The organism is Burkholderia sp. TSV86, assembly GCF_001522865.1.
Taxonomy (GTDB): domain Bacteria; phylum Pseudomonadota; class Gammaproteobacteria; order Burkholderiales; family Burkholderiaceae; genus Burkholderia.
On record NZ_LOWB01000056.1, the window covers coordinates 1 to 23,710 of the forward strand.

Annotated in this window: 15 protein-coding genes; 6 read left to right on the forward strand and 9 right to left on the reverse strand. The window is 62.5% G+C overall.

Annotated elements, in window-relative coordinates; all coding sequences use genetic code 11:
• Positions 1–404: 404 nt before the first annotated feature.
• The 4 genes from ahpF to WS68_RS28795 form a co-directional block, all read right to left on the reverse strand.
• On the reverse strand, positions 405–2,018 hold the full coding sequence (gene ahpF / locus WS68_RS08590; RefSeq protein ID WP_059570391.1) for an alkyl hydroperoxide reductase subunit F: 1,614 nt from the start codon (positions 2,016–2,018) through the stop codon (positions 405–407).
• A gap of 162 nt (positions 2,019–2,180) precedes the next feature.
• Positions 2,181–2,744 carry an alkyl hydroperoxide reductase subunit C gene (ahpC, locus tag WS68_RS08595; protein WP_059570392.1) on the reverse strand — a complete coding sequence of 188 codons (564 nt, stop codon included), beginning with the start codon at positions 2,742–2,744 and terminating at the stop codon, positions 2,181–2,183.
• Between the two features lie 127 nt (positions 2,745–2,871).
• Positions 2,872–3,951: a lytic polysaccharide monooxygenase gene (locus WS68_RS08600; RefSeq protein WP_059570393.1), complete on the reverse strand. Its 1,080-nt coding sequence runs from the start codon at positions 3,949–3,951 to the stop codon at positions 2,872–2,874.
• 176 nt (positions 3,952–4,127) lie between these two features.
• A complete protein-coding gene (locus WS68_RS28795; protein WP_442857152.1) occupies positions 4,128–4,613 on the reverse strand; it encodes a hypothetical protein in 486 nt (161 codons plus the stop codon).
• Positions 4,614–5,488: 875 nt separating this feature from the next.
• Between WS68_RS28795 and WS68_RS08615 the strand changes: the two genes are divergently transcribed.
• From WS68_RS08615 to WS68_RS08640, 6 genes are all read left to right on the forward strand, one after another.
• The gene (locus WS68_RS08615) at positions 5,489–6,904 is read left to right on the forward strand and encodes a circularly permuted type 2 ATP-grasp protein (protein ID WP_059570422.1); all 1,416 of its coding nucleotides are present in this window, start codon (positions 5,489–5,491) and stop codon (positions 6,902–6,904) included.
• Between the two features lie 121 nt (positions 6,905–7,025).
• A complete protein-coding gene (locus tag WS68_RS08620; protein ID WP_059570395.1) occupies positions 7,026–7,967 on the forward strand; it encodes an alpha-E domain-containing protein in 942 nt (313 codons plus the stop codon).
• Between the two features lie 8 nt (positions 7,968–7,975).
• Entirely contained in the window at positions 7,976–8,944 is a 969-nt protein-coding gene (locus tag WS68_RS08625) for a transglutaminase family protein (protein WP_059570396.1), read from the forward strand.
• 2 nt (positions 8,945–8,946) lie between these two features.
• A complete protein-coding gene (locus WS68_RS08630) occupies positions 8,947–12,363 on the forward strand; it encodes a transglutaminase family protein (RefSeq protein ID WP_059570397.1) in 3,417 nt (1,138 codons plus the stop codon).
• A gap of 201 nt (positions 12,364–12,564) precedes the next feature.
• Positions 12,565–15,171, forward strand: coding sequence for a circularly permuted type 2 ATP-grasp protein (locus tag WS68_RS08635; protein WP_059570423.1), 2,607 nt, complete (start codon positions 12,565–12,567; stop codon positions 15,169–15,171).
• Entirely contained in the window at positions 15,162–16,178 is a 1,017-nt protein-coding gene (locus tag WS68_RS08640) for a transglutaminase family protein (protein WP_059570398.1), read from the forward strand. Before WS68_RS08635 ends, WS68_RS08640 begins: the two co-directional genes overlap by 10 nt.
• 1,078 nt (positions 16,179–17,256) lie before the next feature.
• Here the strand turns inward: WS68_RS08640 and WS68_RS08645 are convergent.
• From WS68_RS08645 to WS68_RS08665, 5 genes are all read right to left on the reverse strand, one after another.
• Positions 17,257–18,333, reverse strand: coding sequence for an FUSC family protein (locus WS68_RS08645; RefSeq protein WP_059570399.1), 1,077 nt, complete (start codon positions 18,331–18,333; stop codon positions 17,257–17,259).
• 386 nt (positions 18,334–18,719) lie between these two features.
• Positions 18,720–19,787: a 2-aminoethylphosphonate aminotransferase gene (locus WS68_RS08650; RefSeq protein WP_059570400.1), complete on the reverse strand. Its 1,068-nt coding sequence runs from the start codon at positions 19,785–19,787 to the stop codon at positions 18,720–18,722.
• A gap of 13 nt (positions 19,788–19,800) precedes the next feature.
• Complete coding sequence (gene aepY / locus WS68_RS08655; protein ID WP_059570401.1) at positions 19,801–21,105, reverse strand: phosphonopyruvate decarboxylase; 1,305 nt, start codon at positions 21,103–21,105, stop codon at positions 19,801–19,803.
• Complete coding sequence (aepX, locus tag WS68_RS08660; protein ID WP_059570402.1) at positions 21,102–22,793, reverse strand: phosphoenolpyruvate mutase; 1,692 nt, start codon at positions 22,791–22,793, stop codon at positions 21,102–21,104. The genes aepY and aepX overlap by 4 nt, the downstream gene beginning before the upstream one ends.
• On the reverse strand, positions 22,790–23,557 hold the full coding sequence (locus tag WS68_RS08665; RefSeq protein WP_059570403.1) for a phosphocholine cytidylyltransferase family protein: 768 nt from the start codon (positions 23,555–23,557) through the stop codon (positions 22,790–22,792). Before WS68_RS08665 ends, aepX begins: the two co-directional genes overlap by 4 nt.
• Positions 23,558–23,710: the final 153 nt, after the last annotated feature.

Here is a 23,710-nt window from a genome sequence, read left to right on the forward strand (position 1 = left end):
GGTGGACTCCTTGCTGTTCGCGGCGCGCATTGCCGCTACGGGCTACGCCCTTCGCGCCAATGCGCGCCAGCATGAAAAACCAACCACTGTCAGATTTAGTCTAGTCCACCGCAGATAAGAGCTGATATATCCGACGCGCGGTGCAGTTGAGTCAACTGCGCTTATGCATTCGCGATTTCCTGCGAATATCCAGCATCAGTATGGGCGGATATTGGCGCCGCGTGATCGGGGAAACCACGCGGCGCGAATGCTTGATTGCTTGGGACGCGGCAATACCGTCAAATGTTGTTTTCCAAACGGACATGAGCGTATTTACTACGCCTTCCGAAATCGCAAGACAAAAAATGCCCTCGCCACGATACCCGCCATCGTAGCGAGGGCCAACGGTAGACCAGTGAAATACCTTAGGCGGCGAGCGCCTCGCCGCTGCGCACGATAGTTCCGGCTGACGCGGATACCATGTCCGGCGCGGCGTCGCTGCGAATCAGATGATCGAATGCACCGAGTGCGGCCTTCGCACCTTCGCCGAGCGCGATCACAATCTGCTTGTAGGGCACGGTAGTCGCATCGCCGGCGGCGAACACTCCTGGTGCCGATGTCGCACCGCGTGCATCGACGACGATTTCGCCGTGCTTCGATAACTCGATCGCGTTTTTCAGCCACTCGGTGTTTGGCACGAGCCCGATCTGGACGAACACGCCTTCGAGTTCGATGCGCTTTGTTTGGCCGCTGAGCAGATCGTCATAGACAAGCCCGTTTAACTTCGTGCCGTCACCGGTCAGCTCGGTTGTGCGCGCCTGCGTGATCACCGTCACATTCGGCAGGCTGCGCAGCTTGCGTTGCAGCACTTCGTCGGCGCGCAGTTGCGCTCCGTATTCGATCAGCGTGACTTCACGGACGATGCCGGCCAGATCGATCGCCGCCTCGACGCCGGAATTGCCGCCACCGATGACTGCAACGCGTTTGCCTTTGAAAAGCGGGCCGTCGCAATGCGGGCAGTAAGCGACTCCGCGATTGCGGTAGTCGCGCTCGCCCGGCACGCCGATTTCGCGCCAGCGCGCGCCAGTGGCGAGCACGACCGTTTTCGCCTTCAGCACGGCGCCGTTCGCGAGATGAATCTCATGGATGGGACCAGGGACGAGCCTGTCGGCACGCTGCATATCGATCACGTCGACTTCATACTGCTTCACATGCTGCTCGAGCGCTGCCGCAAACTTCGGCCCTTCTGTTTCCTGGACCGATACGAAATTTTCGATCGTCATCGTATCGAGCACCTGACCGCCAAAGCGTTCGGCCACGACGCCGGTTGCGATACCCTTGCGCGCGGCGTAAATGGCCGCTGCAGCACCGGCGGGGCCGCCGCCAACGATCAGCATGTCGAACACGGGCTTGACCGCCAGCGCCTGTGCCGCCCGCTTATCGGTGCCGTTATCGAGTTTGGCGAGAATCTCCTTCACGCTGTTGCGGCCTTGGCCGAACGTTTCTCCATTGAGAAAAAGCGTGGGCACGGCCATGATCTGACGGGCTTCGACTTCGTCTTGGAACAGCGCGCCGTCGATCATCACGTGGTGAATGCGAGGATTGATCAGCGCCATCATGTTGAGTGCCTGCACGACTTCGGGGCAGTTCTGGCACGTGAGCGAGATGTAGGTATCGAAGCGATAATCACCGTCGAGCGCGCGGATCTGCTCGATCACTGCGTCGTCGAGTTTCAGCGGGTGACCGCCTGCTTGCAGCAGCGCGAGCACGAGCGACGTGAACTCATGACCCATCGGGATGCCGGCGAAGCGGATGCGGGCGTCGCGTCCCGGCTCGCCAACCGTAAACGACGGTTTGCGCTCGGCATCGTCGCGGCGCTCGACCACGCTCACCCGCGGCGACAGCGAAGCGATCTCGTCGAGCAGCGCGCGCAGCTCGCGCGATTTATCACTGCCGTCGAGCGATGCGACCAGCTCGACCGGCCGGCTGATTCTTTCGAGATACGATTTCAGCTGATTCTTGAGGTTGGCGTCCAGCATGACGATTTGGATTCCATAATGATAGGGGAAGGTCTTGTCGCTGGTTTGTAGCGCGCCGTGACCGGCGCGAATGCGTGTGATGCCGAGCGGAGAGCGTTGAAGCGATGCGACGGATTGCGTCGCGTGGCCCGGAACGCATCGCGCACGAGCCGCCGCGTGAGCTTAGATCTTGCCGATCAGATCGAGCGAAGGCGTGAGCGTATCGGCGCCGGGCGTCCATTTCGCAGGGCAGACTTCACCTGGATGAGCGGCGATGTACTGTGCTGCCTGCACCTTGCGCAGCAGTTCGCCTGCATCGCGGCCGATGCCGTTGTCGTGGATTTCGCAGAGCTTGATTTCGCCTTCGGGATTGATCACGAACGTGCCGCGCAGCGCCATGCCTTCTTCTTCGATCAGTACGTCGAAGTTACGTGAGATCGTGAGTGTCGGGTCGCCGATCATCGGATATTTGATCTTCGAGATCGTGTCCGACGTGTCGTGCCAAGCTTTATGTGTGAAGTGCGTATCGGTCGAAACCGCGTAGATTTCAACGCCCAGTTTTTGGAATTCGGCGTAACGATCGGCCAGATCGCCAAGCTCGGTCGGACAAACAAACGTGAAATCGGCCGGATAGAATACGACGACGGACCACTTACCCTTCAACGTCTCGTCGCTGACCGGTACGAAATCGCCGTTGTGGTATGCAGTGGCTTTGAACGGCTTGATCTGGGTGTTGATGATCGGCATTGCGTGCTTCCTTTTGAATCGAAGTGTGATCAGGAAGCGTCAGTATGGCGATTCGACCAATTATTGTGAAATTGCATGTTTTAATGATGGGAATCGCCAATTTCTATCCGAAGCGCGGCAATGCGATTCAGCGTGCGCCGACAATTCCGATCGCGCTGGCATAGTTCGGCGACAACCAGACCTTGTTTGCGCCGATGTTAGTCGAGTCGAAGGCGATTGTGTTGCCCGAGCGCACGCCGATTCGCGCGAATTGGCCATAGCGGCTGTTCACCTGATCGGCGAGTTGCTTGGCCCATACGCTATGGTTGGCATTGGCCGATGAAATCGGAACGCGAATATCGACGACCTCCGTGCCGCGCGCATCATTGCTCATCACACGAAAACGAACCTGTTCGCCCTCGCGCGGAGTGAGGCTCGGCTCAACGAAGTTGCGTGCAGCGATCCATTGGAAGCCGGATGCGTGCGAGTCCGCAGCGATCGTCACGTCGCTGCAATTGAAAAACCCTTCATTGCCGGGGTCGATGCGCTGCCAGTAGCTGTACAGCACGGCATCGCCGGTGCGGCCGGGCGGGAGCGTCACATCCAGCTTGTAGAACGAGCTGATCGTGCCGGGGAGGTGGCCCGCGCCATTTGCGGGGATGGGGGCGGGCGCCGGGGCATCGTAGATTTGCGTCAGGTCGCTCCAGCGCAGCGGCTGCGTAGGATTGTACGAAGGATTCGAGATGAACACGCGCATGCGCGCCGGATTATGCGAGGTGGTGTTTTCCCATATGAGTTCCACGTGCCCGTTGTTCGGCGCCAGTTGAGTTTTGCGCCAGAGCGTGGCCGGCACTTTGTCGAGACCGGCTTTCGCAGGGTCGCCACCCGCGCACAGCGTGCCGTCCGGCACTGCCGCTTTTAGTTGCGTGAGATCGTTGCCCTGGCCGACCGGATTTGCGGACACTTCATTCCATTGCGTGAACGGGTAGGCCGAGTTATTGCCGGCGCGAAACGCGGCTCGGCAGTCGTCGTAAGGAATTCCGGAGCCGTCGGGCGGATCCCAGTAGCCGCTTTCGAGGTGGCATTGGTATTGTCGGGCGATCGGAAAGCCAACGGCGCCATGCGCGTTGGCTTTGTTCATGGGCACGATCTGGACGGCCAGCGATATGGCGAGCAAGACAAGGCGGCTCGCTCGGCGGCGCGACGATGCATTGATAAAAGTCGTCATTGAGTGTTCCTCCTGATGGTAAGCAGTGCGACACGCATGGCGTATCGTTCGAAGCTGCGCTGATCATTTCGGATCTCGAACGATTGACGGGCAAAGCCGTTTTAGCCTATGCAAGCTCAGTAGGAACCGTTACCACGAAACTTCGGGGCTTTACGACAAAGCTTTTATCTGGTGCGTCAATGGATATAAGGCTTCGGTTGTGTTACGGATCGGATCGCAAGCCCGGCGTCGAGCAGCGCGATCGAAAACCACCGAGCGATCTTCAGTACGCCGCTGTCCGGGCAGCGCGGCAGCCAATGCGCGAGCGCGCGCAATGCGGCTTCGCTGCGGGTCGATTGCAAATCCGCAAGCGCTTGCAGCAGCATCGCTTCGTCTATTGCAAGCCGGTTTCGGCAGTGGCATCGCTCATCGCGCGGACAATTGGCGTCGCACCGCAGAAAGCGCATCAGCATGTCGAAATGAACGAGGCCGTCGGTGTGCAGGCCCGCGTTGGCCAGCACGTTGCGCCATGATGGTGGTTCACGATGCGAGGCACTGAGGTTCGCGCATCGCAACCATGAGCGCATCGCTGTCAGTACGATGCGTTCAGCCTCATCGATGCTTGAGCCGTCGCTGGTATCGTTGGGTAGCGCGGCGCTTCGTCGGGTATCGCGGATATTCATGAATGAGCCTCCTGAAATCGGCGCGGCCCGTGATGTGCGTGACCACGCAATTGAAGACGGCCGGCCGCAGCGCTAATACGCAGGGCCGTGCCATTCACGTAAATGAGCGTAGCAATCCGAGTGCAGCACGCTACTTGCCAGTTCGATAGGCATGCCGACGGACCGGAATCCGGCTGTTAATCAGCCCTGAAGCCGCGCGCGTCGTGCATTGCCGGTTCGCACGGACGGCACCCGTCGTCCGGAAGCCGCCATTGCCGAGCAGATGGAACGCGTTGCGCATGCTCATCGCGGCCGCGCTGGCGGTGAGCCATTGCTCGAGTTTTGGCACCTTCGACCTGCGATTCGGCGCGGCGCCGGATGCAATGGTGGGTGGTGCGACAAGTGTCCTATGACGGCGATGTTCTTGCGAGCCGGGCGGGTTGCCAGCGGTGTGAGCAGGCGCGGCGATAGCATGCATGGATCGAGATTTCCAACGTGTCGGCGGATAACAAGCGCTATCATCGCGCCATTTTTTTATAAATGCAAATGATTCTCATTGGCCGATAAGGAAATGAGATGGCAGCGGGGCTATGCATGCTGCGTTGCGCAAGTCCTGCGGACGAAAATCGGCAAGCACACACTCATCGGAGACCGAAGCAACTTCCCGCATAGACAGATGCGATGGAAATCTGCGACGCTATTCTCGCGGGCGAAGTCGATTGCGCCGAGTCAGCGCATGCGGACCATGGGCGGCCGCACCGTCATGGTGCGGAGTGCTACGCAAAAGTGCCGAATCAGACCGGGAACCCGATTCATACAAGGCACGCTCTTTGCTCGCGAAACATAACGCCGGTACGGCATCGACAGATGCTGAGCAAACGATGGAGAACTCTTCGATGAAGCCATTCGATGAAATGTTGAAACCCGGCGATAGTGTTCGAGCGCCCTATGAGCGCTTGAAACAATGGCTCGATACGCAGGATCCCGCGAGCCTCGCGCAGAAGGCGCACGACGCGGAAGGCGTGTTCCGCAAGACGGGCATTACGTTCGCCGTCTATGGCGATGTCGAAGCCGCGGAGCGGCTGATTCCGTTCGACATCGTGCCGAGGATTATTTCCGGACAGGAGTGGAATAGGCTGTCGCAAGGTATCGAGCAGCGTGTAATGGCGCTCAATGCGTTTCTCGACGACATTTATCACCGCCAGGAGATCGTACGCGCGGGGATCGTGCCGAAGCATTTGATTTCGCATAACGAGGCGTTTTTGCCGGAAATGATCGATTTTCGTCCGCCAGGAAACGTTTACACGCACATCATCGGCGTCGATATCGTCCGGACCGCGGAAAATCAGTTCTACGTACTCGAGGACAATGCACGCACGCCGTCGGGCGTGTCGTACATGCTCGAAAACCGTGAAACGATGATGCAGCTTTTTCCCGAGCTGTTCCAGCAGGTAAAGGTGCGTCCCGTCGAAACCTATCCGCAGCTCCTGCGTCAGTCGCTTGCGGCTGTATGTCCGCCGGGCGGCAATGCCGACAACCCGACCGTCGCGGTGCTCACCCCAGGCATTCACAATTCCGCTTATTACGAGCACGCGTTCCTTGCCGATCAGATGGGGGTACATCTCGTCGAAGGCAGCGATCTGCAGGTGATCGACGATCGCGTCGCAATGCGCACGACGGAAGGTTTCAGGGCGATCGATGTGCTGTACCGCCGCCTCGACGATGCGTTCCTCGATCCGCTCACCTTTAGGTCCGATTCGGTGCTCGGCGTGGCCGGCATTATGGATGTCTACCGCGCCGGCAATATCACGATCGCGAACGCACCAGGCACCGGCATCGCGGATGACAAGGCGATTTATTCGTATATGCCGGAGATCGTCGAGTTCTATACCGGCCGCAAGGCGCTGCTGGAGAACGTGCCGACCTGGCGCTGTGCCGAGGACGACAGCCTGGATTACGTGCTCGCGCACCTCGACGAACTCGTCGTGAAGGAAGTGCACGGCTCGGGCGGATATGGAATGCTGGTCGGCCCAGCCGCATCGAAAGCCGAGCGTGACGCGTTTGCGGCCAAGCTGCGCGCGAAGCCGTCGAACTATATCGCGCAGCCGACGCTTGCATTATCGACAACGCCGATCCTGACCGAGAAGGGGCTCGCGCCGCGTCACGTCGATCTAAGACCGTTCGTGCTGGTTTCGGATCGCATCCGCATCACGCCAGGCGGCTTGACGCGGGTTGCGTTGAAGGAGGGCTCGCTCGTCGTCAATTCGAGTCAGGGCGGCGGCACCAAGGATACCTGGGTGCTGGCCGACTGACGCGCATGCCCGGCGTACGCCGGAAATGCGCGATGACGCGAGCGATGCGCACGCTGGCCAGCGTGCGCAGGCGGCGCGCGCAGACGCGCCGGACCGAATAACGATCAGTGGATGAAACACCATGCTTCTCGGACGGACAGCAAGCGGGCTTTACTGGATGTACCGCTATATCGAGCGAGCGGAGAATACCGCGCGTATCGTCGATGCGGGATTGCGGATGGCGCTCACGCGCACGGCGGATGCGCCGGCGGAATGGTCGTCGGTACTCGTCAGTACGGGCGCCGACGACGGTTATCGGCAGAAGTACGAAACTTATGCGGCTGATACGGTCACCGATTATCTGCTGCGCGATCGCGACAATCCGTCGAGTGTGCTCTCGTGTATCGAAAGCGCTCGCTCGAACGCGCGGATGGTTCGCACGGCACTCACACGCGAGGCATGGGAAAGCGTGAACGGTGCGTGGCTGGCGATCAGGCGCGGCCTTGCGCAGCCGATTCGGGCGAGCGGACTGCCGGCCATTCTCGACGAGATCAAGCGCGAGACTGCACTGATTCTCGGCAGCTTTTACAGCACGATGCTGCGCAACGAGATTTTCGATTTCGCTCAGATCGGCGCGTTCATCGAGCGCGCGGACAACACCGCGCGAATTCTCGACGTCAAGTATCACCTGCTGCTGCCTTCGGTGTCGCACGTCGGCACGATGCTCGACAACTACCAGTGGGAATCGATTCTGCGCTGCGTTGCCGCGCACCGGTCCTATCGCTGGGTCTACGACGTCCAGTACAAGCCGCTCAATATTGCCGACTATCTGATTCTCAACGGCCGGATGCCACGCTCGCTGCGTTTCTGTTACGGTCATGTGACGTCGAGCCTCGGTCATCTCGCGAATGATTATGGCGTCACGCACGCTTGTCACGAGACTGCGGCCAAAATCAAGCAGTCGCTCGAGGACAATACGGTTCAACGCATTTTCAAGAGCGGGCTGCACGAGTTTCTGACGGATTTCATCGCCAAGAACAACAGTCTCGGCGTCGAAATCGCCCAAGCCTACAACTTCGACTGAGAACAGCCATGCGTCTTGCCATTCGCCATCTTTCGCGTTTCCAGTTCGATGAACATGCCACCCATGCGCTGCAGCGCTTGCGGCTGCGCCCGCAAAGCGGCCCATCTCAAACCGTGCGGGCCTGGCAGGTGACGGTCGACGGCGTCGAACCATCGCTCAGTTATGCAGACGGATTCGGTAACCGGGTCGATCTCATGAGGCACGAGCGCGACAAAGCGGGGGTCGTCATCGTTGCGGCGGGCGTCGTCGAGACGCAGGATCGTGCAGGCATTCTTGGTCAGAATGACGGCTATGCGCCGCCATGGCTGTTTGAGCGCACCACCGAGCTGACGCGCGCGGGTGAGACGATTCGCGCGCTCGCGGCGGCGCTGCCGATCGAGCATCGCAGCCTGGATGCGCTGCACTGGCTGATGACCGAAGTGCATGGACGAATCGCATACGACCCGAATGTACCGCCGACGCCGCGCGATGCGCAGACCGTGCTGCAAAGCGGTGTCGGCACGAGCCGCGATCATGCTCATGTGTTCGTCGCGGCGGCGCGCGCGCTGAAAATCCCGGCGCGCTACGTGGCAGGCTATTTGCTGACCGACGGCCCGATGCAACGTGCTGTCGAGACGATGCACCAGGCGAGCGGCGCCGCGCAGCAGACAATGCAGATGCGGCAGCAAGACGCGCAGATGCTCGATGCGGACGCAACGCGCATGGCGCCGGACGATGCGGCCCGGCAGTCGAGCGCGGCCCGGCATCAGGCTTTGTCGGGCGTGATGCAGCCGCAAGCAGGCCATGCATGGGCTGAAGCGTATGTCGAAGGGCTTGGCTGGGTCGGTTTCGATCCGTTCATGAACCGTTGCCCGGACGAGCGTTACGTGCGGGCTGCGGCGGGCCTCGATTATCGCGATACGATGGCGGTCCACGGCTTCGGGGCAAAGCTCGCGGATGTCGTGATAAGCGTGATCCAATCGCCGGAGCTTGTCTGACCATGCCGATCCACGTTGCGCTTCACCACGTCACCCGTTACCGTTACGACCGCCTCGTTCATCTCGGGCCGCAAGTCGTGCGCCTGCGGTCTGCACCGCATTGCCGGACGCCGATTCTCGCGTACTCGATGAAGGTCGAGCCGGCGACGCATTTCGTTAATTGGCAACAAGATCCATTCGCAAACTATCTCGCGCGGCTCGTATTCCCCGAAAAAACGAGCACGTTCGAGGTCGTCGTCGATCTCGTTGCGGAAATGTCGGTCTACAACCCGTTCGACTTTTTCCTCGACGAGCGTGCGCAGAGCTTTCCGTTTTGCTACGAGGATGCGTTGCGCGATGAACTCGCGCCGTATCTAGCGTGCGACCCGCCAACTAGCGAGTCGAACATATTTCGTTCGTATATCGAATCGATCGACCGCACGCCGGTGCGCACGATCGATTTCCTGGTGGCGTTGAACCAGCGGCTTCAGCGCGATATCCGGTATCTCGTGAGGCTGGAGCCAGGGGTGCAGACGCCCGAGGAGACGTTGAAACTCGCGTCGGGTTCCTGCCGCGACAGTGGCTGGCTGCTGGTGCAAATCTGCCGTCGTCTCGGCTTGGCCGCGCGTTTCGTGTCCGGCTATCTGATTCAGCTCACGCCCGACGTGAAATCGATCGACGGCCCAAGTGGCGCCGCGTCCGATTTCACCGATCTACATGCATGGTGCGAGGTGTATTTGCCCGGCGCTGGCTGGATCGGCCTCGATCCGACCTCGGGGCTGCTCGCGGGAGAAGGGCACATTCCTCTTGCCGCCACGCCGCAACCGACGAGCGCCGCTCCAGTGGAGGGGCTCGTCGACGAGTGCGACGTCGAGTTCGAACATGAGATGCGGGTAACGCGAATCTACGAATCGCCGCGTGTGACGAAGCCCTATACCGACGAGCAATGGCAGCGCGTGCTAGGCCTCGGCGACCGGGTCGACGCCGCGCTCGATGTGGGCGATGTGCGGCTTACGCAAGGCGGCGAGCCGACCTTCGTATCGATGGACGATCGTGACGGCGCCGAGTGGAACACCGATGCGCTCGGGCCCACCAAGCGCGGTTATGCGACATCGCTTATCCAGAAGCTGCGCGACGAATATGGAGCCGGTGGTTTCCTGCATTTCGGGCAGGGCAAGTGGTATCCGGGCGAGCAGTTGCCGCGCTGGGCGCTATCGGTATTCTGGCGTGCGGATGGTGAGCCCGTCTGGCACGATCCGGCGCGATTCGCCGACGAGCGTGAGCCGTCTTCGTATACGACGGCCGATGCCGAGCGCTTCATTCGCGCACTCGCGATGCGTATCGGCGTGACTAGCGATTATGTGACGCCCGGCTACGAAGACGCGTGGTATTACCTGTGGCGCGAGCGGCGGCTGCCGGTAAATGTCGATCCGTTCGATGCCCGGCTCGATGACGAACTCGAGCGCGCGCGGTTGCGCAAGGTGTTTTCGCAGCAGCTCGACAGCGTGATCGGCTATGTATTGCCCCTCGAGCCGCTCGAAGGCAATGTCGCGCTCGCGGGGCCGCGTTGGCAGACTGGGCCATGGTTATTCCGCGACGAGCGGATGTATCTGATTCCCGGCGATTCGCCGATGGGTTACCGGCTGCCGCTCGATTCGCTGCCATGGGTAAGCAGCGGCGATTATCCATACCTTGTCGAGCGCGATCCGTTCGCGCCGCAGTCCGCATTACCCGGCGCAGCAGCGTTGCGCGCGCGCTATCTGGACCGGCATGAATCGCGTGGCTACGACGCGGCGCACGGTCACGCGGCCTCGGCGCGCACTGTGATGCAGGTTCGCCAGGGTGAGGGCGCCGAGATCGCCGGCCGGGGCAAACCGCGCGATCCCGCACGCTATCCGTCGCGCTTCGAATCGGCCAACTGGGTTACCCGTACCGCGCTTTGCGTCGAAGTGCGCAATGGCGTGCTGTATGTGTTCATGCCTCCGATGGCCGCGATCGAGCATTATCTCGATTTGCTGGCGGCGGTGGAGTCGACCGCCGAGTCGCTCGATATGAAGCTCGTGTTGGAAGGTTATCCGCCGCCGCGCGACGCGCGGCTCAAGATGCTGCAAGTGACGCCCGATCCTGGCGTTATCGAAGTCAACATCCATCCGGCGCACAACTTCGACGAACTTGTCCAGCATACCGAATTTTTATACGACGCCGCGTTCCGCTCACGGTTGTCGAGCGAAAAATTCATGGTCGACGGCCGGCACGTGGGCACGGGCGGTGGCAACCATTTCGTGCTCGGCGGTGCGACACCCGCCGATAGCCCCTTCCTTCGGCGTCCCGATCTGCTCGCGAGCCTGATTGCCTATTGGCACAATCATCCGTCGCTGTCGTACCTGTTCTCGGGGCTCTTCATCGGGCCGACGAGTCAAGCGCCGCGCGTCGACGAGGCGCGCAACGATCAAGTCTACGAACTCGATATCGCGTTTGCCGAGATTCGGCGCAATAAGATGCTCCACGGCGAGCACATGCCGCCATGGCTCGTCGATCGCGTGCTGCGTAATCTCCTGATCGATGTGACGGGCAACACGCATCGCAGCGAGTTCTGCATCGACAAGCTCTATTCGCCGGATTCGGCAACCGGGCGTCTCGGCCTGCTGGAGTTGCGTGCCTTCGAGATGCCGCCTCACGCGCGGATGAGCATCGTTCAACAGTTACTGCTGCGTGCGCTGGTGGCGCGTTTCTGGCGCGCGCCTTACACGACGCCGCTGACCCGCTGGGGTACCGCGCTGCACGATCGTTTCTTGCTGCCGACGTTCGTGAAGCTCGATTTCGACGATGTGCTGACCGAAATGCAAGATGCGGGCTTTGCGTTCGATCCCGCGTGGTTTGCGCCGCACTTCGAATTCCGCTTTCCGCTGTTCGGGCAGATTGCCGTGCGCGGGATCGAACTGACGTTGCGCGGCGCGCTGGAGCCATGGCACGTGATGGGCGAGGAAGGTGCGGTGGGCGGCACGGTGCGCTATGTCGATTCATCGCTCGAGCGGCTCGAAGTTCATCTGAGCGGCCTGAACGACAGCCGCTATGTGGTGAGCGTCAACGGCCGCGCGCTGCCGTTGCAGCCGACCGGCTTTGCCGGCGCGTACGTTGCGGGCGTGCGCTACAAGGCATGGTCGCCGCCGTCGGCGCTGCATCCGACGATCGGCGTGCATGCCCCGCTCGTGTTCGACATCGTCGATACGTGGATGCAGCGCTCGCTCGGTGGCTGCCAGTATCACGTCGTACATCCGGGCGGCCGCAATTACGACACGTTTCCGGTGAATGCATACGAAGCCGAAAGCAGGCGGCTCGCGCGCTTCGTGTCGATCGGGCATACGCCTGGCGCAATGGCAGTCGAACCGGCAGAGGCAAGCCGCGAATTCCCGTTTACGCTGGATTTGCGGCGTGGCTGAGGTCAGCTGGCGCGGCGCGTCGGCCGAGCGCGCGATATGCGCGGGTGCCGGTATCCGGCAGGAATGTTAGGATTGGACATCAACGAGCGGCACAGCCCGCGCGCGGGCCGTCTGCGCCGCGCGGCGATGGCCGGGGCCGCATAGTTCCAGACGAATCGAACCGTGTTTTTCCTTTCCTCCGACGATCTGGCTGCCGACGCGATGCAAACGCTATTCGATACGGGTTCGCAGCAAGACGCAGCCGAATTGGGTGCAGCGCTCGCAGCACCCGTAATCACCGGCCGCTACGACGAATTGCGTGGCGGCGCGGCCGCCTTCTCGAGCGCGGCGCTCGCACCGGCCTGGCGCGCATTCTTCGTGCAGCTCGGCAGTGCAGGCATCGCCGATCTCGACCGGCGCGCCGATGCGTTGCAGCGCCGGATGCGTGAGAACGGCCTTGTCTATCATCCGCACGAGCGTGCGGCGGGCGGCGGCGCGGTGCGTCCGTGGTCGCTCGATCCGCTGCCGCTGATCATTGCTTCCGATGACTGGGCGGCGATCGAGCGTGGCGTGCTGCAGCGCGTGCGCCTACTCGACGCGATACTCGCCGATATCTACGGAGAGCAAACGATTCTGCACCGCGGGCTGCTGCCGCCATCGCTCGTAACCGGGCATCCTGGCTATCTGCGCGCGATGCGCGGCGCGCGGGTGCCAGGCGGCAGATGGCTGCACGTGGCCGCATTCGATCTCGCGCGCGGGCCGGACGGCGTGTGGCGAATGATGGCGCAGCACACACAAGGGCCGTCTGGGCTCGGCTATTTGCTCGAGAACAGGCTGATCGTGTCGAGTCTGTTTCCGCGAGCGTTCCGCGGCTTGCGCGTGCAGCGCCTCGCCGCGAGCTATCGCGCATTGCTGCAAAGCATGCAGGCACTCAGCCCGGCGCGCAGGAACTCGCGGATCGTGTTGCTGACGCCCGGCCCGCATGCGGCGACCTATTTCGAGCATGCCTATCTCGCGCGCTATCTGGGGCTCACGCTTGTCGAGGGCGGTGATTTGACCGCGCGTGATCAACATGTGTATCTGAAGACGCTGCGCGGACTCGAGCCGGTACACGGGATTTTGCGGCGCGTCGACGACGAATGGCTCGATCCGCTCGAATTGCGTCCCGACTCGCTGCTCGGCGTGCCTGGGCTAATGCAGGCGGTGCGCGCGGGTAACGTGTTGCTCGCGAACATGCCGGGCTCGGGTTTTCTCGAATCGCCGGGACTCCTAGGTTTTCTGCCGCGCTTGGCTGAAAGCCTGCTCGGCGAGATTTTGTCTTTGCCCGCGGTGCCGTCGTGGTGGTGCGGCGAACAGGCCGCGTGCGAAGAGGCGCTGCCGCAACTTGCACGCAGCATCGTCAGGCCGACGTTTCCAGCGAGCGTGCAGGCCGGCGGACACTTCGAACCGGTGATCGGCTCGCGGCTTTCTTCCGCGCAACTTGCCGAGTGGCGCGCGCGGATTGCCGCGCACCCCGCACATTACACGGTCCAGTCAGATCTACCGTTGTCGCAGGCGCCGACCTGGGCCGCGCGAGTGAGCGTCGACGACGGCGGCGCGCGGATCGTGCCGAAGCCGCTGATGCTGCGAGTGTTCGCACTCGCCGACGGCGCGGGCTCGTGGCGCGTGCTGCCAGGCGGGCTGTCGCGCGTCGGCACGCGCGACGAGTTGTTCAATGCGCCGATGCCGCGCGGCGGCAGCAGTGTCGATACCTGGGTCATGACAGAGGACGCGATCGATCGGACCACTTTGCTGCAAACGCATCTCGGCCCGGACGATCTGCAGGAAGCGCCGCAAACGATCGCGAGCCGCGCGGCCGAGAATCTGTTCTGGCTCGGCCGCTACACCGAGCGCGCGGCGAACCTGGCGCGGCTGGCGCGCAGCGCGCTCGAGCGGTTGCGCGGCGAGGACGACGTCGAGACGCCCGTGCACCTGCATCTGCTCGACGTGCTGTGCCGCGACAACAGCTTGCTCGCTAGTGATGTACCGCCTGCCGTCGACGATCCGCGAGCGTTCCAGCATGCATTGGCGCTGGCGTTGACGCCGCGCGCGGATCGCTCGTCCGGTATCGCATCGTGTGTGTTCGGCATGCGCGGCGCCGCGGCGGCGATTCGCGAGCGGCTGTCGCGCGAGCAATGGCGGCTGATCGACGATGCGACGCAACTGTTTGACGAAGGCAGCGGGGACGCCGAACCCGAGGACCAGATCGGCAACGACGCGCTGCAGCGTCTCGAACGTTTGAGCCTGCTGCTGTCGGCGATCACTGGTGCACAGACCGATCACATGACGCGCGACGATGGCTGGCGTTTGCTGTCGATCGGCCGGCAGATCGACCGTCTCGAATTTCTATGCGGCGTGCTGACCCGCGCGTTCGAAGATGGTGCGATCCACAAGCATGAAGGTTTCGAGCTTACGCTTGAACTTTTCGACAGCGTCATTACGTTCCGCTCGCGTTTTCAGCGCTGCTTCGATATTGCGCCGCTGTTGTCGCTTGTCGTGCTCGACACCGATAATCCGCGCTCGCTCGCGTGGGTCGTACAGCAACTGCGCGGCCGGCTGTCGAAGGTCGAGCGCGGCGAAGGCTACGCACTCGCGGTGCTCTCCGAAGGGGTGCCGGATTTATCGCAGTGGTCGCTGCGAGCGTTGTGCGAGACGGACGGCGAGGGGCGGCACGCGACGCTCGTCGAATGTTTGCAGATGTGCAGCAAGGCCACGTGGGAATTGTCGAACCGGATCGGTGAGCGTTATTTCAGTCACGTGCGGGAAGCGGGCAGGTCGCTATGGGGATGAGCTCGCCATCGAATGTGAAGGCGGACGCGCGCACGCGCAAGTCGCCTGCCGGCGGGCTGCTGCGCGTGACGCACGATACGCAGTACTGCTATGCGGCGCGTGTCGAATCCGCGCAGCATCAGGCGCGCTTGCGGCCGCTCGATACGCCAAGGCAGCGTGTGCTTGAGTTTTCACTCGAAATTGACCCGTGCCCGGAAGGACTGCTCGTCGATGCCGACGCGTTTGGCAACGAACGTGCATCGTTCGCGCTGAACCAGCCGCACGAGACGTTGTTGGTACGCAGTAGCAGCGTCGTGCGGATCATGCCGCCGGTGTGGTCGGCGGGCAAGCGCGGCGAGCCGCCGCCTGCTATCGCCGCGCCGCGAGACGGCCGCGCCAGCGCGTGGGAGGCGGTGCGCGAGCGGCTGACGTATCGCGCCGGGCGGCCATACGATCCGGCGACCGAATTCGTGTTTTCGTCGCCGCATGTCACTTGCGATCCGGCGCTGGCTGTCTATGCGTCGGTGAGTTTCACCCCTGGTCGCCCGCTCGTACAGGCGGCATGGGAGCTGATGCGACGTATTCACGCGGATTTCGCGTATACGCCGAACAGCACGGATGTGAACACGACCGCGCTCGATGCGCTCGCGTTGCGCAAGGGCGTATGCCAGGACTTTGCGCACGTGATGATCGGCGCGTTACGCTCGCTGGGGCTCGCGGCACGCTATGTGAGCGGTTATCTGTTGACGCAGCCGCCGCCTGGGCAGCCTCGGCTGATCGGTGCGGATGCGTCGCATGCCTGGGTGGAGGTCTATGACCCGGCGTGGCCCGAGGACGGCGGCTGGCTGCAACTCGATCCGACCAACGATCGCGCGCCGGGTGACGATTACGTGATGCTGTCGAGCGGCCGGGACTACGCGGACGTGACGCCGCTGCGCGGAGTGATACGCGGTGGCGGGGCGGATCAAGTGTTGACGGTGGGGGTGACGGTGGAGCCGGTTGTGGACGGGGACGATAGGCGGGCCTGATTCGTCATGCCGGGAATATATTTGAGTTTTGAGGGCGCTGAATGGCGACGGGCATATTTTTTTGTGCCCGTCGCTTTGGGCGGGAGGTGTAAATATGGAATATTTATTTTTTGTATTGTTTTTCAATTAGACTGGGAGTGGCTTCAGATACCATTGAGTGGCGATATTTGAATATGGCAGGGCTTCTGCGGAAAGGGTGCCGGACGGATCGGTGGCATTGGGATTGTTTATATACGTGGTAGGTAGAACGAGATTCCCCCCTTTTTTTATCGATTGCAATGCATACTGTTGCATCATTCCCAATGAGAGCTCCGAAATTATCAGGGTCATCGTTAATCGTGTTCAGTATTGTCCATTCGTATGCGGCATAGTCTTGGAGATTCTTTAAGCTAAATTTAGTTGTGGCGCCGGACTCATAGTAAAGGTGATTCCCATTCGTGATTTGATTGGTTGAAGGGTTGAAATTGAATTCACTGTCCTGGCGAAAAATATAGAATGTACCCGGGAAAGATGTTTTTGGAATAAAGAACCAGAAAGAATATATGTTGTCGTTAGTGGATCCGACGACAACGCTATTGTCACTTTGAGCGGTGCCGATAACATAGGCGAAATTTACTTTGGGATTTAAGGCTTGATTTGGGATGATTTGAAATTTAAAATTGGGAGTGGTGTCAATCTGAACCGGATATGTCATTTTTAATCCCTTTTTTGGAAAAATATTTCACGAGGAGGGAGATTTAATCTTCTTTGAAGATAATGTTTTAAAAATTTGTTTTTAAAACGAATTGATCTCAACCTCTGGTTTAAGATTAAATAAATTCCATTTTTTTAATACTCCTAGATCTTGGGGGCATATGTTTTGTTTCAATAATGCGCATGGTAATAAAATTGTTGATTCGCTTGGCAATCTTCGTTAAGTAGTTTCGGGTGCATGAATGCTTGCCCCACTACTAAAGAATCGAAAAAAGCGAGCGAATTCCGCTCGTACCGTGTTGGTGGAGTTTCCTTCTTTTCGGCGACAAGGCTTCCGTGCCGCCCTCAAATGGTTCGTCTGTCCTACGCAATCCCATTCACCGCTTCAAATGTTCCACCCCGACGCTGTTTCAGCGAGTTGCTGCCGCAGCAGCGAGATTTCCTGCGCGAGCGTGGCCGAGATTGTCCGGTAGCCGGATAAATGCGGCGGCGCATTGGCCGCCGTAGCAGTAGCCGGCGCGCTGCCGTGCGACGGCGCGAGTCGGCTCAGTGTGCCGAACTTCAACGCACGAGCCGCACCCATCAGCATGCCCCGAATCCGCCGATTCTCCGCCTTCATCCCGATCTGGACGAACCGCCGTTCCGCGTCATCGCCAGCAGCAGGCTGCGTGCGCGCGAGAATCTCGAGCGCGCCGATGCAAAGACGCAACGTGCGTTGAACTGCTTCGAGCCGCGCCATCGGTATCGCGGTCTCTTTCGATACCCACGGCATCAGCGAGCGTAACTGCACCAGGTAAGCGCTCAGCTTCGCCATGTCCTTCAGGTGTTCGTTGTCGTCGACGTAGCGCTCGCCCACGATGCGCGCATGAACCGCCGCGCAGCCGCGCAGTGCCTCGGCGAGTTTGTAGCGCCACGAGTAGGTTGCATACAGCGGCAGCGCGAACGAGAACGCGAGCGCGATTACGATGCCGACCAGCACGTTCGCCGCGCGCCAAAGACCGTCAGCGATTTCGTTGTCGCCGTGTCCGGCGACGATTACCAGCGTGATCGCGGAAAGCAGCGCGATATAGCCGGCCTTGCCGATCGCATGATATGCGCATACGCCGCACGCGATGCTCATGATGACGAACGTCAGCGGCGGCAGATGGAATGTCGTCTGCAACAGAATCAGCAGCAGCCCGCCGATTGCGCCGATCGACGTGCCGATCGCGCGTTCGGCTGCCCGTTTGCGAATGTTGCCATGATGCTGGAGGCCGCCAATCACGATCAACACGGTGATCGTCGCCCACTCGCCGTGCGGCATGCGCAGGCCGGTGGTCAGCACGATCGAAACCAGCACGCTCAGCGCGACGCGCGCCGCATGGATCAGTTTCGCGTGGCGGTAGCGGCGATACGGGTCGAGCAGCGGCCGCAGCGCATGGCGCGCGAAGTCACGCAGGCGAAATTGTAAGGTCGGCATCATGATGCGGCGGTACGGGCAAAGAAAGCGGATGCGCCGCGGGCAATGCGATCGCAACAAAGTCGATCGCTACGCTAACCTAAGTAAGTTGGGCTGTCCACATTGCGCGATTTGATGCGGCGGGCCCTGCTTATTGGGTTGCCGCCTTCGGACAGGCGTTACGCTTGCGTGCGATTTGCGTGCGTACCGGGCGGCCGCTTGCACGCGGCAGGATGGGATTGCATGCGCCACCGCGGCGCCGCTCGCGGGCAACACGCCCACGATTTCCAAGCCGCACGCGCAAACGCTGGTGATCGGGTGTCCGAAACGAGACGGCCGCCTCGCGGCGGCCGTCTACCATGCGTGCCGACGGCACAACGCCGGCGCGTCAGCATGTCGGCCGGCGGCCGCTATTGCGTAAGAGCCGTGAAGCCATCGAGCAGCCGGTCGATGTCCGCCGGCTCGATCGCTCCCATCGTCGAGACCCGGAATAGCGCGTTCGACAACCCGCCCTGGCCCGCATAAATCACGAAGCCGCGTGCCTTGAGCCCGTCGTGCAGCGCGTCATACGTGACACCCGTGGGCAAGTGGTATGCGCGCAGTACGACCGACGACGCGCCCGGCGGCAGCACGAGCGGCATGGCGCGCGCGGCGAGCCCGGCGCGGACTTGCTCCGCGAGCACGGCATAGCGCGCATGACGCGCTCGCCAGCCGCCCGCTTCGTCGAACTCGCGCAACGCCTCGACGAGCGCGTAGTACGCATGCACGGATGGCGTGAATGGCGTGTTGCGTGCTTCCTGCAGCCGTGCGAGCCGGCCGAGGTCGAGGTAGTACGTGCGGCTCGCGGCGCGCGTGAGCGCTTGCTTGCTGACCATCACGAACGCTGCGCCGGGGACGCCGTGCAGGCATTTGTTCGCGGTCGCGGCGACCGCGTCGATGTCGCCGCCCGCGAAGTTGATCGCTTCCGCGCCGAAGCTGCTGACGCCGTCGACGAGCAGCCGCACGCCGCGCGGCCGGCACACGGCGGCGAGCGCGTCGAGATCGTTGAGCCGTCCGGTGGTGGTTTCGTGATGAACCACCGCGACATGCGTGATCGTGCGGTCCGCGTCGAGCGCCGCGCTCACGCGCCCGAGATCAGGCGCATGCATCCAGTCATGCTCGACGGTGTCGTGTGCGATCCGGTATTGCGCGGCGATCTGCTTGATCCGGCCTCCATACACGCCGTTTTCGATCACGAGCAGCTTGCCGTTTTCGGGAACGAGCGCGGCCACCATGCTTTCCACGGCGGCCGTGCCGGAGCCGGTCATCAGCACGGCCGACCACTCGGCCGCATCGAGCCCATACGCGGAGACGAGCCGCGTGCGCGCCTCGTCCTGCAGATCGAAGAATTCGCTTTCACGATGGCATAGATCCGGCTGCAACAGGCTGTTGCGCACACGCTCGCTGAGCGTCACGGGGCCGGGATTCAGCAGCAGCATTGGGTTCTCCTGGTCACGCATGCGTTGCGCCGATGTGGCGCATCAGTCGCGTTTTGACTTCGACAGGGGTGACGCTCGGGCGCGGCAAACCGTCGGGCACGCCGGCGCGGATCTTAACGCAGGCGAAGTGCGCGCCGCCGTCTTGCACATCGGCGCGCGCGCCCGTGCGGGCGGCGTCCAGTGCCGCGCCGAGCACGTCGAGCGCGCCGTCGCCGTCGAGCGCCGACGCGTATCCGCACGCCGCTGCAATGCCCGCGAACGACAGATACGGCGATACCGTCGCCTGGCCGCCCGTCGATTCGTGCGCGCCGTTGTCGAGCAGCAGATGGACGAGGTTCGACGGGCCATACGCGCCGAGCGTCGCGAACGCGCCCATGCGCATCAGCGCGGCGCCGTCGCCATCGATCGCCACGACCTTCAGATCCGGCCGCGCGAGCGCGAGGCCGAGCGCGAACGGCGTCACGCAGCCCATCGAGCCGACCATGTAGAGCTGGTTCGGGCGATCGTCGAGCGCATATAGCTCACGGCCGCAGTAGCCGGTCGATGCGAGCACGACCGTCGATTCGGCCGGAGTGTGCGCGACGATGCGTGCAAGCGCGTCGTGGCGGGTGGGCCGCGCGTCGTTCGCGCTGATGCCGCGCGCGTCCCCGGCCGCGCAATGGGCCGCGTCGCCCGGCATGCCGGCGGAGACGCCGGCCGCTGCATCGGGCGCTGCCGCCGCGACGCCTGCTTTGCCTGTCACCTGGGTCCCGTGCCGCGTCGTTTGCGGCGCGACATGCGCGCGCCGCGCGGGCATCGCCGCGTGCTCGAGCTTGTACGGCGCAACGCTGCCTTTCTGCATCACCAGCGCGTAAGGACGGCCTGTCGCATCCATATGCGCGATCGCGCGGTCGAGCGCCGGGCCGATGGCATCGGCTTCGGTCGGGAAGGTTTCCCACGGAATTTCCATCGTGTCGAGCATCGCGGGCGTGATCGGCCCCATCAGCGCGTGCTGCGGCTCATCGGGCACACCCGGCTGGCCGCGCCACGTGACGATCAGCAGTTGCGGCAGCCGGAACGTCCACGTCAATGACGTGAGGGGGCTCACCGCGTTGCCGAGCCCCGAGTTCTGCATCATCGCGATACCGCGCCGGCCGCCAAGCGTCGCGCCGGCGACGAGCGCCACGGCGTCGCCCTCGTTGGCCGCCGACACGTAATGCAGCGCCGGGTCTTGCAGCACGTAATTGATGAACGGCGTGAGATACGAGCAGGGCACGCCCGCGTACCAGTCGAAGCCGCGCGCGCGCGCCGCTTCGACGAATTGCGCGGCTTCGATCATTGCGCGCCTCCGCTGCCCGCATCCTGCTCCGCGTATGGCGTCTGGCCGTGCGCGAAGTCGCTGGCGCGGCGGAAGTCGTCGAGGTCGTTGACGCCGCGCCAATGGCCGTGCACGTACTGCACTTCGATTTGTTCGCCGGCGTCGATCAGCGCATTCAGCAGCGCGGGCAGATCGAGAGAATCGAAATCCGCGCGCGCCTTCAGCGTGTCGAGCATCGCGTTCAGCCGTGCGACGCCCGCGCCGCGCACGTTCATGAGGCCGACCCAGCGGCCGTGCGGCTCGCCTTCGTCATGAACGTCGCTCGATACGCGTCGCAGATAAACCTTCTGCCCGAACAGCCCGCGGTCGTCGGCGCTCGAACAGAATGCGAAATCGCGCACGCTTTGGTTCGACGGCTGGGTCTGCGACGAATCGATGACGACGCTGAACTCCGCATCGCTTTGCGCGAGGTCGCGCAGGATGTAGCTGCGGAACAGCAGATCGCCATACGAGATCACGGTGTCGCCGGTGAGGCGCTCGGCCGCGCACGCGAGCGATGCGAGTTCGCCCGTTTGCGCGTGCCGCTCGTTGACGACGAGCTTGATGCCCGACGTGTCGATCGCGTCGGCGCGATAGCCGCCGACCACCGTGATATCGTTGACGCCTTGCTTCTTGAAGCCATCGACGAGCCAGCGCAACAGCGGCTTGCCGGCCACCGGCAGCATCACCTTGGGCTTGTCCTCGGTGACGGCCTCGAGCCCCTTGCCGCGGCTCGCGGCGAGCACGATCGCCGCATTCGACGCGCGCGAACTCGACGACAGGTAGATCCGCTCGGCGGCCGAGTATTCGGCGGCGTCCTGCAGCCGGAAAATTTCGTTGACGCTCGCGACGCGCTCCTCGACGTTGACCAGCGTCTGGCTTTCGTGGATCTCGCGCGCGACGGCCTGCATCGCCGACGCGGCCGCGCGGATCAGATGGTTCGCCCAGATCACGGTGCTGATGCCCGCCTGGCGGAACACGTCGGTCGGCGTGCTGTAGTACTTGGTCGGCACGATCACGAGCGGCGCGCGGCCGCTCCATTCGCGCGCGAACTGCAGGATCTCGTCGGGGCGCGACAGTTTGCTGTGAATCAGGATCGCATCGGCGCCCGCTTCGGCATAGGCGTTCGCGCGGCGCAGCGCCTCGTCCATCCCCCAGCCCGCGATCAGCGCCTCGACGCGCGCGACGATCGAGAAATCCGGATCGCTCTGCGAATCCTTGCCGGCCTTGATCTTGCCGCAGAACTCGTCGATCTCGGCGAGCGGCTGGCGCTCGCCGTCGATGAAACTGTTGGTTTTCGGAAACTGCTTATCTTCGATGCACACGCCGGCGATGCCGCGCTGCTCGAGCTTCTTCACGAGCCGGCGCACGTTGTTGAAGTTGCCGTAGCCGGTGTCGCCGTCGAGCAGGATCGGCAGATCGCTCGCGTCGGCCATGAATTCGAGCACGTCGACGACCTGCGTCCAGCTTGCTTCGTTGTTGTCGCGCACGCCGAACTGCGCGGAGATCGCAAGGCCCGACGCCCAGATTCCCTTGAAGCCGGCCTCGCGGACGATCCGCGCGGACAGCCCGTTGTGTGCTTCCATCAGGAATTCGAGTTCGCTGCTCACGAGCATGCGGCGCAGCCGTGCGCTGCGCGATTCGGTGAAATTCGGTTCTCGTGCGTTCATCGTGTGGCCCCGATCATACGTTGTTGAATGTGCGGCAGAACTTCATCGCGCGCGCGCGCGACATCGCCAGGAAAATCGATTTCGATCCACGGCGCGCCCGTCACGTCGGCGATGTCGAACGGGCGGCCGCCTTCGAGCAGCAGATCCCGCACCGCTTCCTCGTGCGGCAGGTTCGCGCGGCCGGTATCGACATAGCCGGCGACGATCTCGGCGAGCCGCCGCGCGGTGTCCTCGCGAAAGCGGAAAAAGCCGACCGATTCGCCGATCGTGTCATAGTCGAGCCCGGCTGCGACCTGCTTGCGCAATTCGACCGGCACGCCGCTTTTCACGCACAGCTTGACGGGCTCGTCGCCTGTTTCGAAGTCGCGGTCGATCAGCAGGCGATCGATCGCGCGCGACGGCTCGGCGACAAGCGCGTGCAGGATGCTGTCGTCGTACAGCACGTCGGCGTCCATTAGCAGCACGTCGCCGCCGCGCGTGAGCGCGTCGGCGGCCGTGTGGACGGTAAGCATGCTGCCGAGGTCGTAGCGCGGGTTCAGCACGATCTCGGCTTTGCGGTTCAGGCGCGCAAGCTCGGCTTCGACCTTCTCCGACTGGAAGCCGAGCGCGAGCACGATTTCGTTGACGCCCGCCGCGTCGAGCACGCGCAGGTGCCGCTCCAGTAGCGACATGTCGTGAAAGCGCAGCAAACACTTCGGAAATTGCGCCTCGGGAGGCTGCTGCAGGCGCAGGCCGAGGCCCGCCGCAAGAATGATCGCTCGCATGAGTTCTCCACGCAAAAGAGCCGACTGTCGCGTCGCCGGATCAGTCGGCAATGAGTGGCGGCGTATCGCCGCCACCGGGTTTCCACTGAAATTCAATCATGTCCGCTTGCCGCTTTTTCCCCGACGGCGGGCGTTCGGCGCGCGAGAAGGCTG

Coding starts and splice junctions, on each gene's coding strand:
- ahpF (WP_059570391.1), bottom strand. CDS start 2,018: ATGCTGGACGCCAACCTCAAGAATCAGCTGAAATCGTATCTCGAAAGA.
- ahpC (WP_059570392.1), bottom strand. CDS start 2,744: ATGCCGATCATCAACACCCAGATCAAGCCGTTCAAAGCCACTGCATAC.
- WS68_RS08600 (WP_059570393.1), bottom strand. CDS start 3,951: ATGACGACTTTTATCAATGCATCGTCGCGCCGCCGAGCGAGCCGCCTT.
- WS68_RS28795 (WP_442857152.1), bottom strand. CDS start 4,613: ATGAATATCCGCGATACCCGACGAAGCGCCGCGCTACCCAACGATACC.
- WS68_RS08615 (WP_059570422.1), top strand. CDS start 5,489: ATGAAGCCATTCGATGAAATGTTGAAACCCGGCGATAGTGTTCGAGCG.
- WS68_RS08620 (WP_059570395.1), top strand. CDS start 7,026: ATGCTTCTCGGACGGACAGCAAGCGGGCTTTACTGGATGTACCGCTAT.
- WS68_RS08625 (WP_059570396.1), top strand. CDS start 7,976: ATGCGTCTTGCCATTCGCCATCTTTCGCGTTTCCAGTTCGATGAACAT.
- WS68_RS08630 (WP_059570397.1), top strand. CDS start 8,947: ATGCCGATCCACGTTGCGCTTCACCACGTCACCCGTTACCGTTACGAC.
- WS68_RS08635 (WP_059570423.1), top strand. CDS start 12,565: ATGCAAACGCTATTCGATACGGGTTCGCAGCAAGACGCAGCCGAATTG.
- WS68_RS08640 (WP_059570398.1), top strand. CDS start 15,162: ATGGGGATGAGCTCGCCATCGAATGTGAAGGCGGACGCGCGCACGCGC.
- WS68_RS08645 (WP_059570399.1), bottom strand. CDS start 18,333: ATGATGCCGACCTTACAATTTCGCCTGCGTGACTTCGCGCGCCATGCG.
- WS68_RS08650 (WP_059570400.1), bottom strand. CDS start 19,787: ATGCTGCTGCTGAATCCCGGCCCCGTGACGCTCAGCGAGCGTGTGCGC.
- aepY (WP_059570401.1), bottom strand. CDS start 21,105: ATGATCGAAGCCGCGCAATTCGTCGAAGCGGCGCGCGCGCGCGGCTTC.
- aepX (WP_059570402.1), bottom strand. CDS start 22,793: ATGAACGCACGAGAACCGAATTTCACCGAATCGCGCAGCGCACGGCTG.
- WS68_RS08665 (WP_059570403.1), bottom strand. CDS start 23,557: ATGCGAGCGATCATTCTTGCGGCGGGCCTCGGCCTGCGCCTGCAGCAG.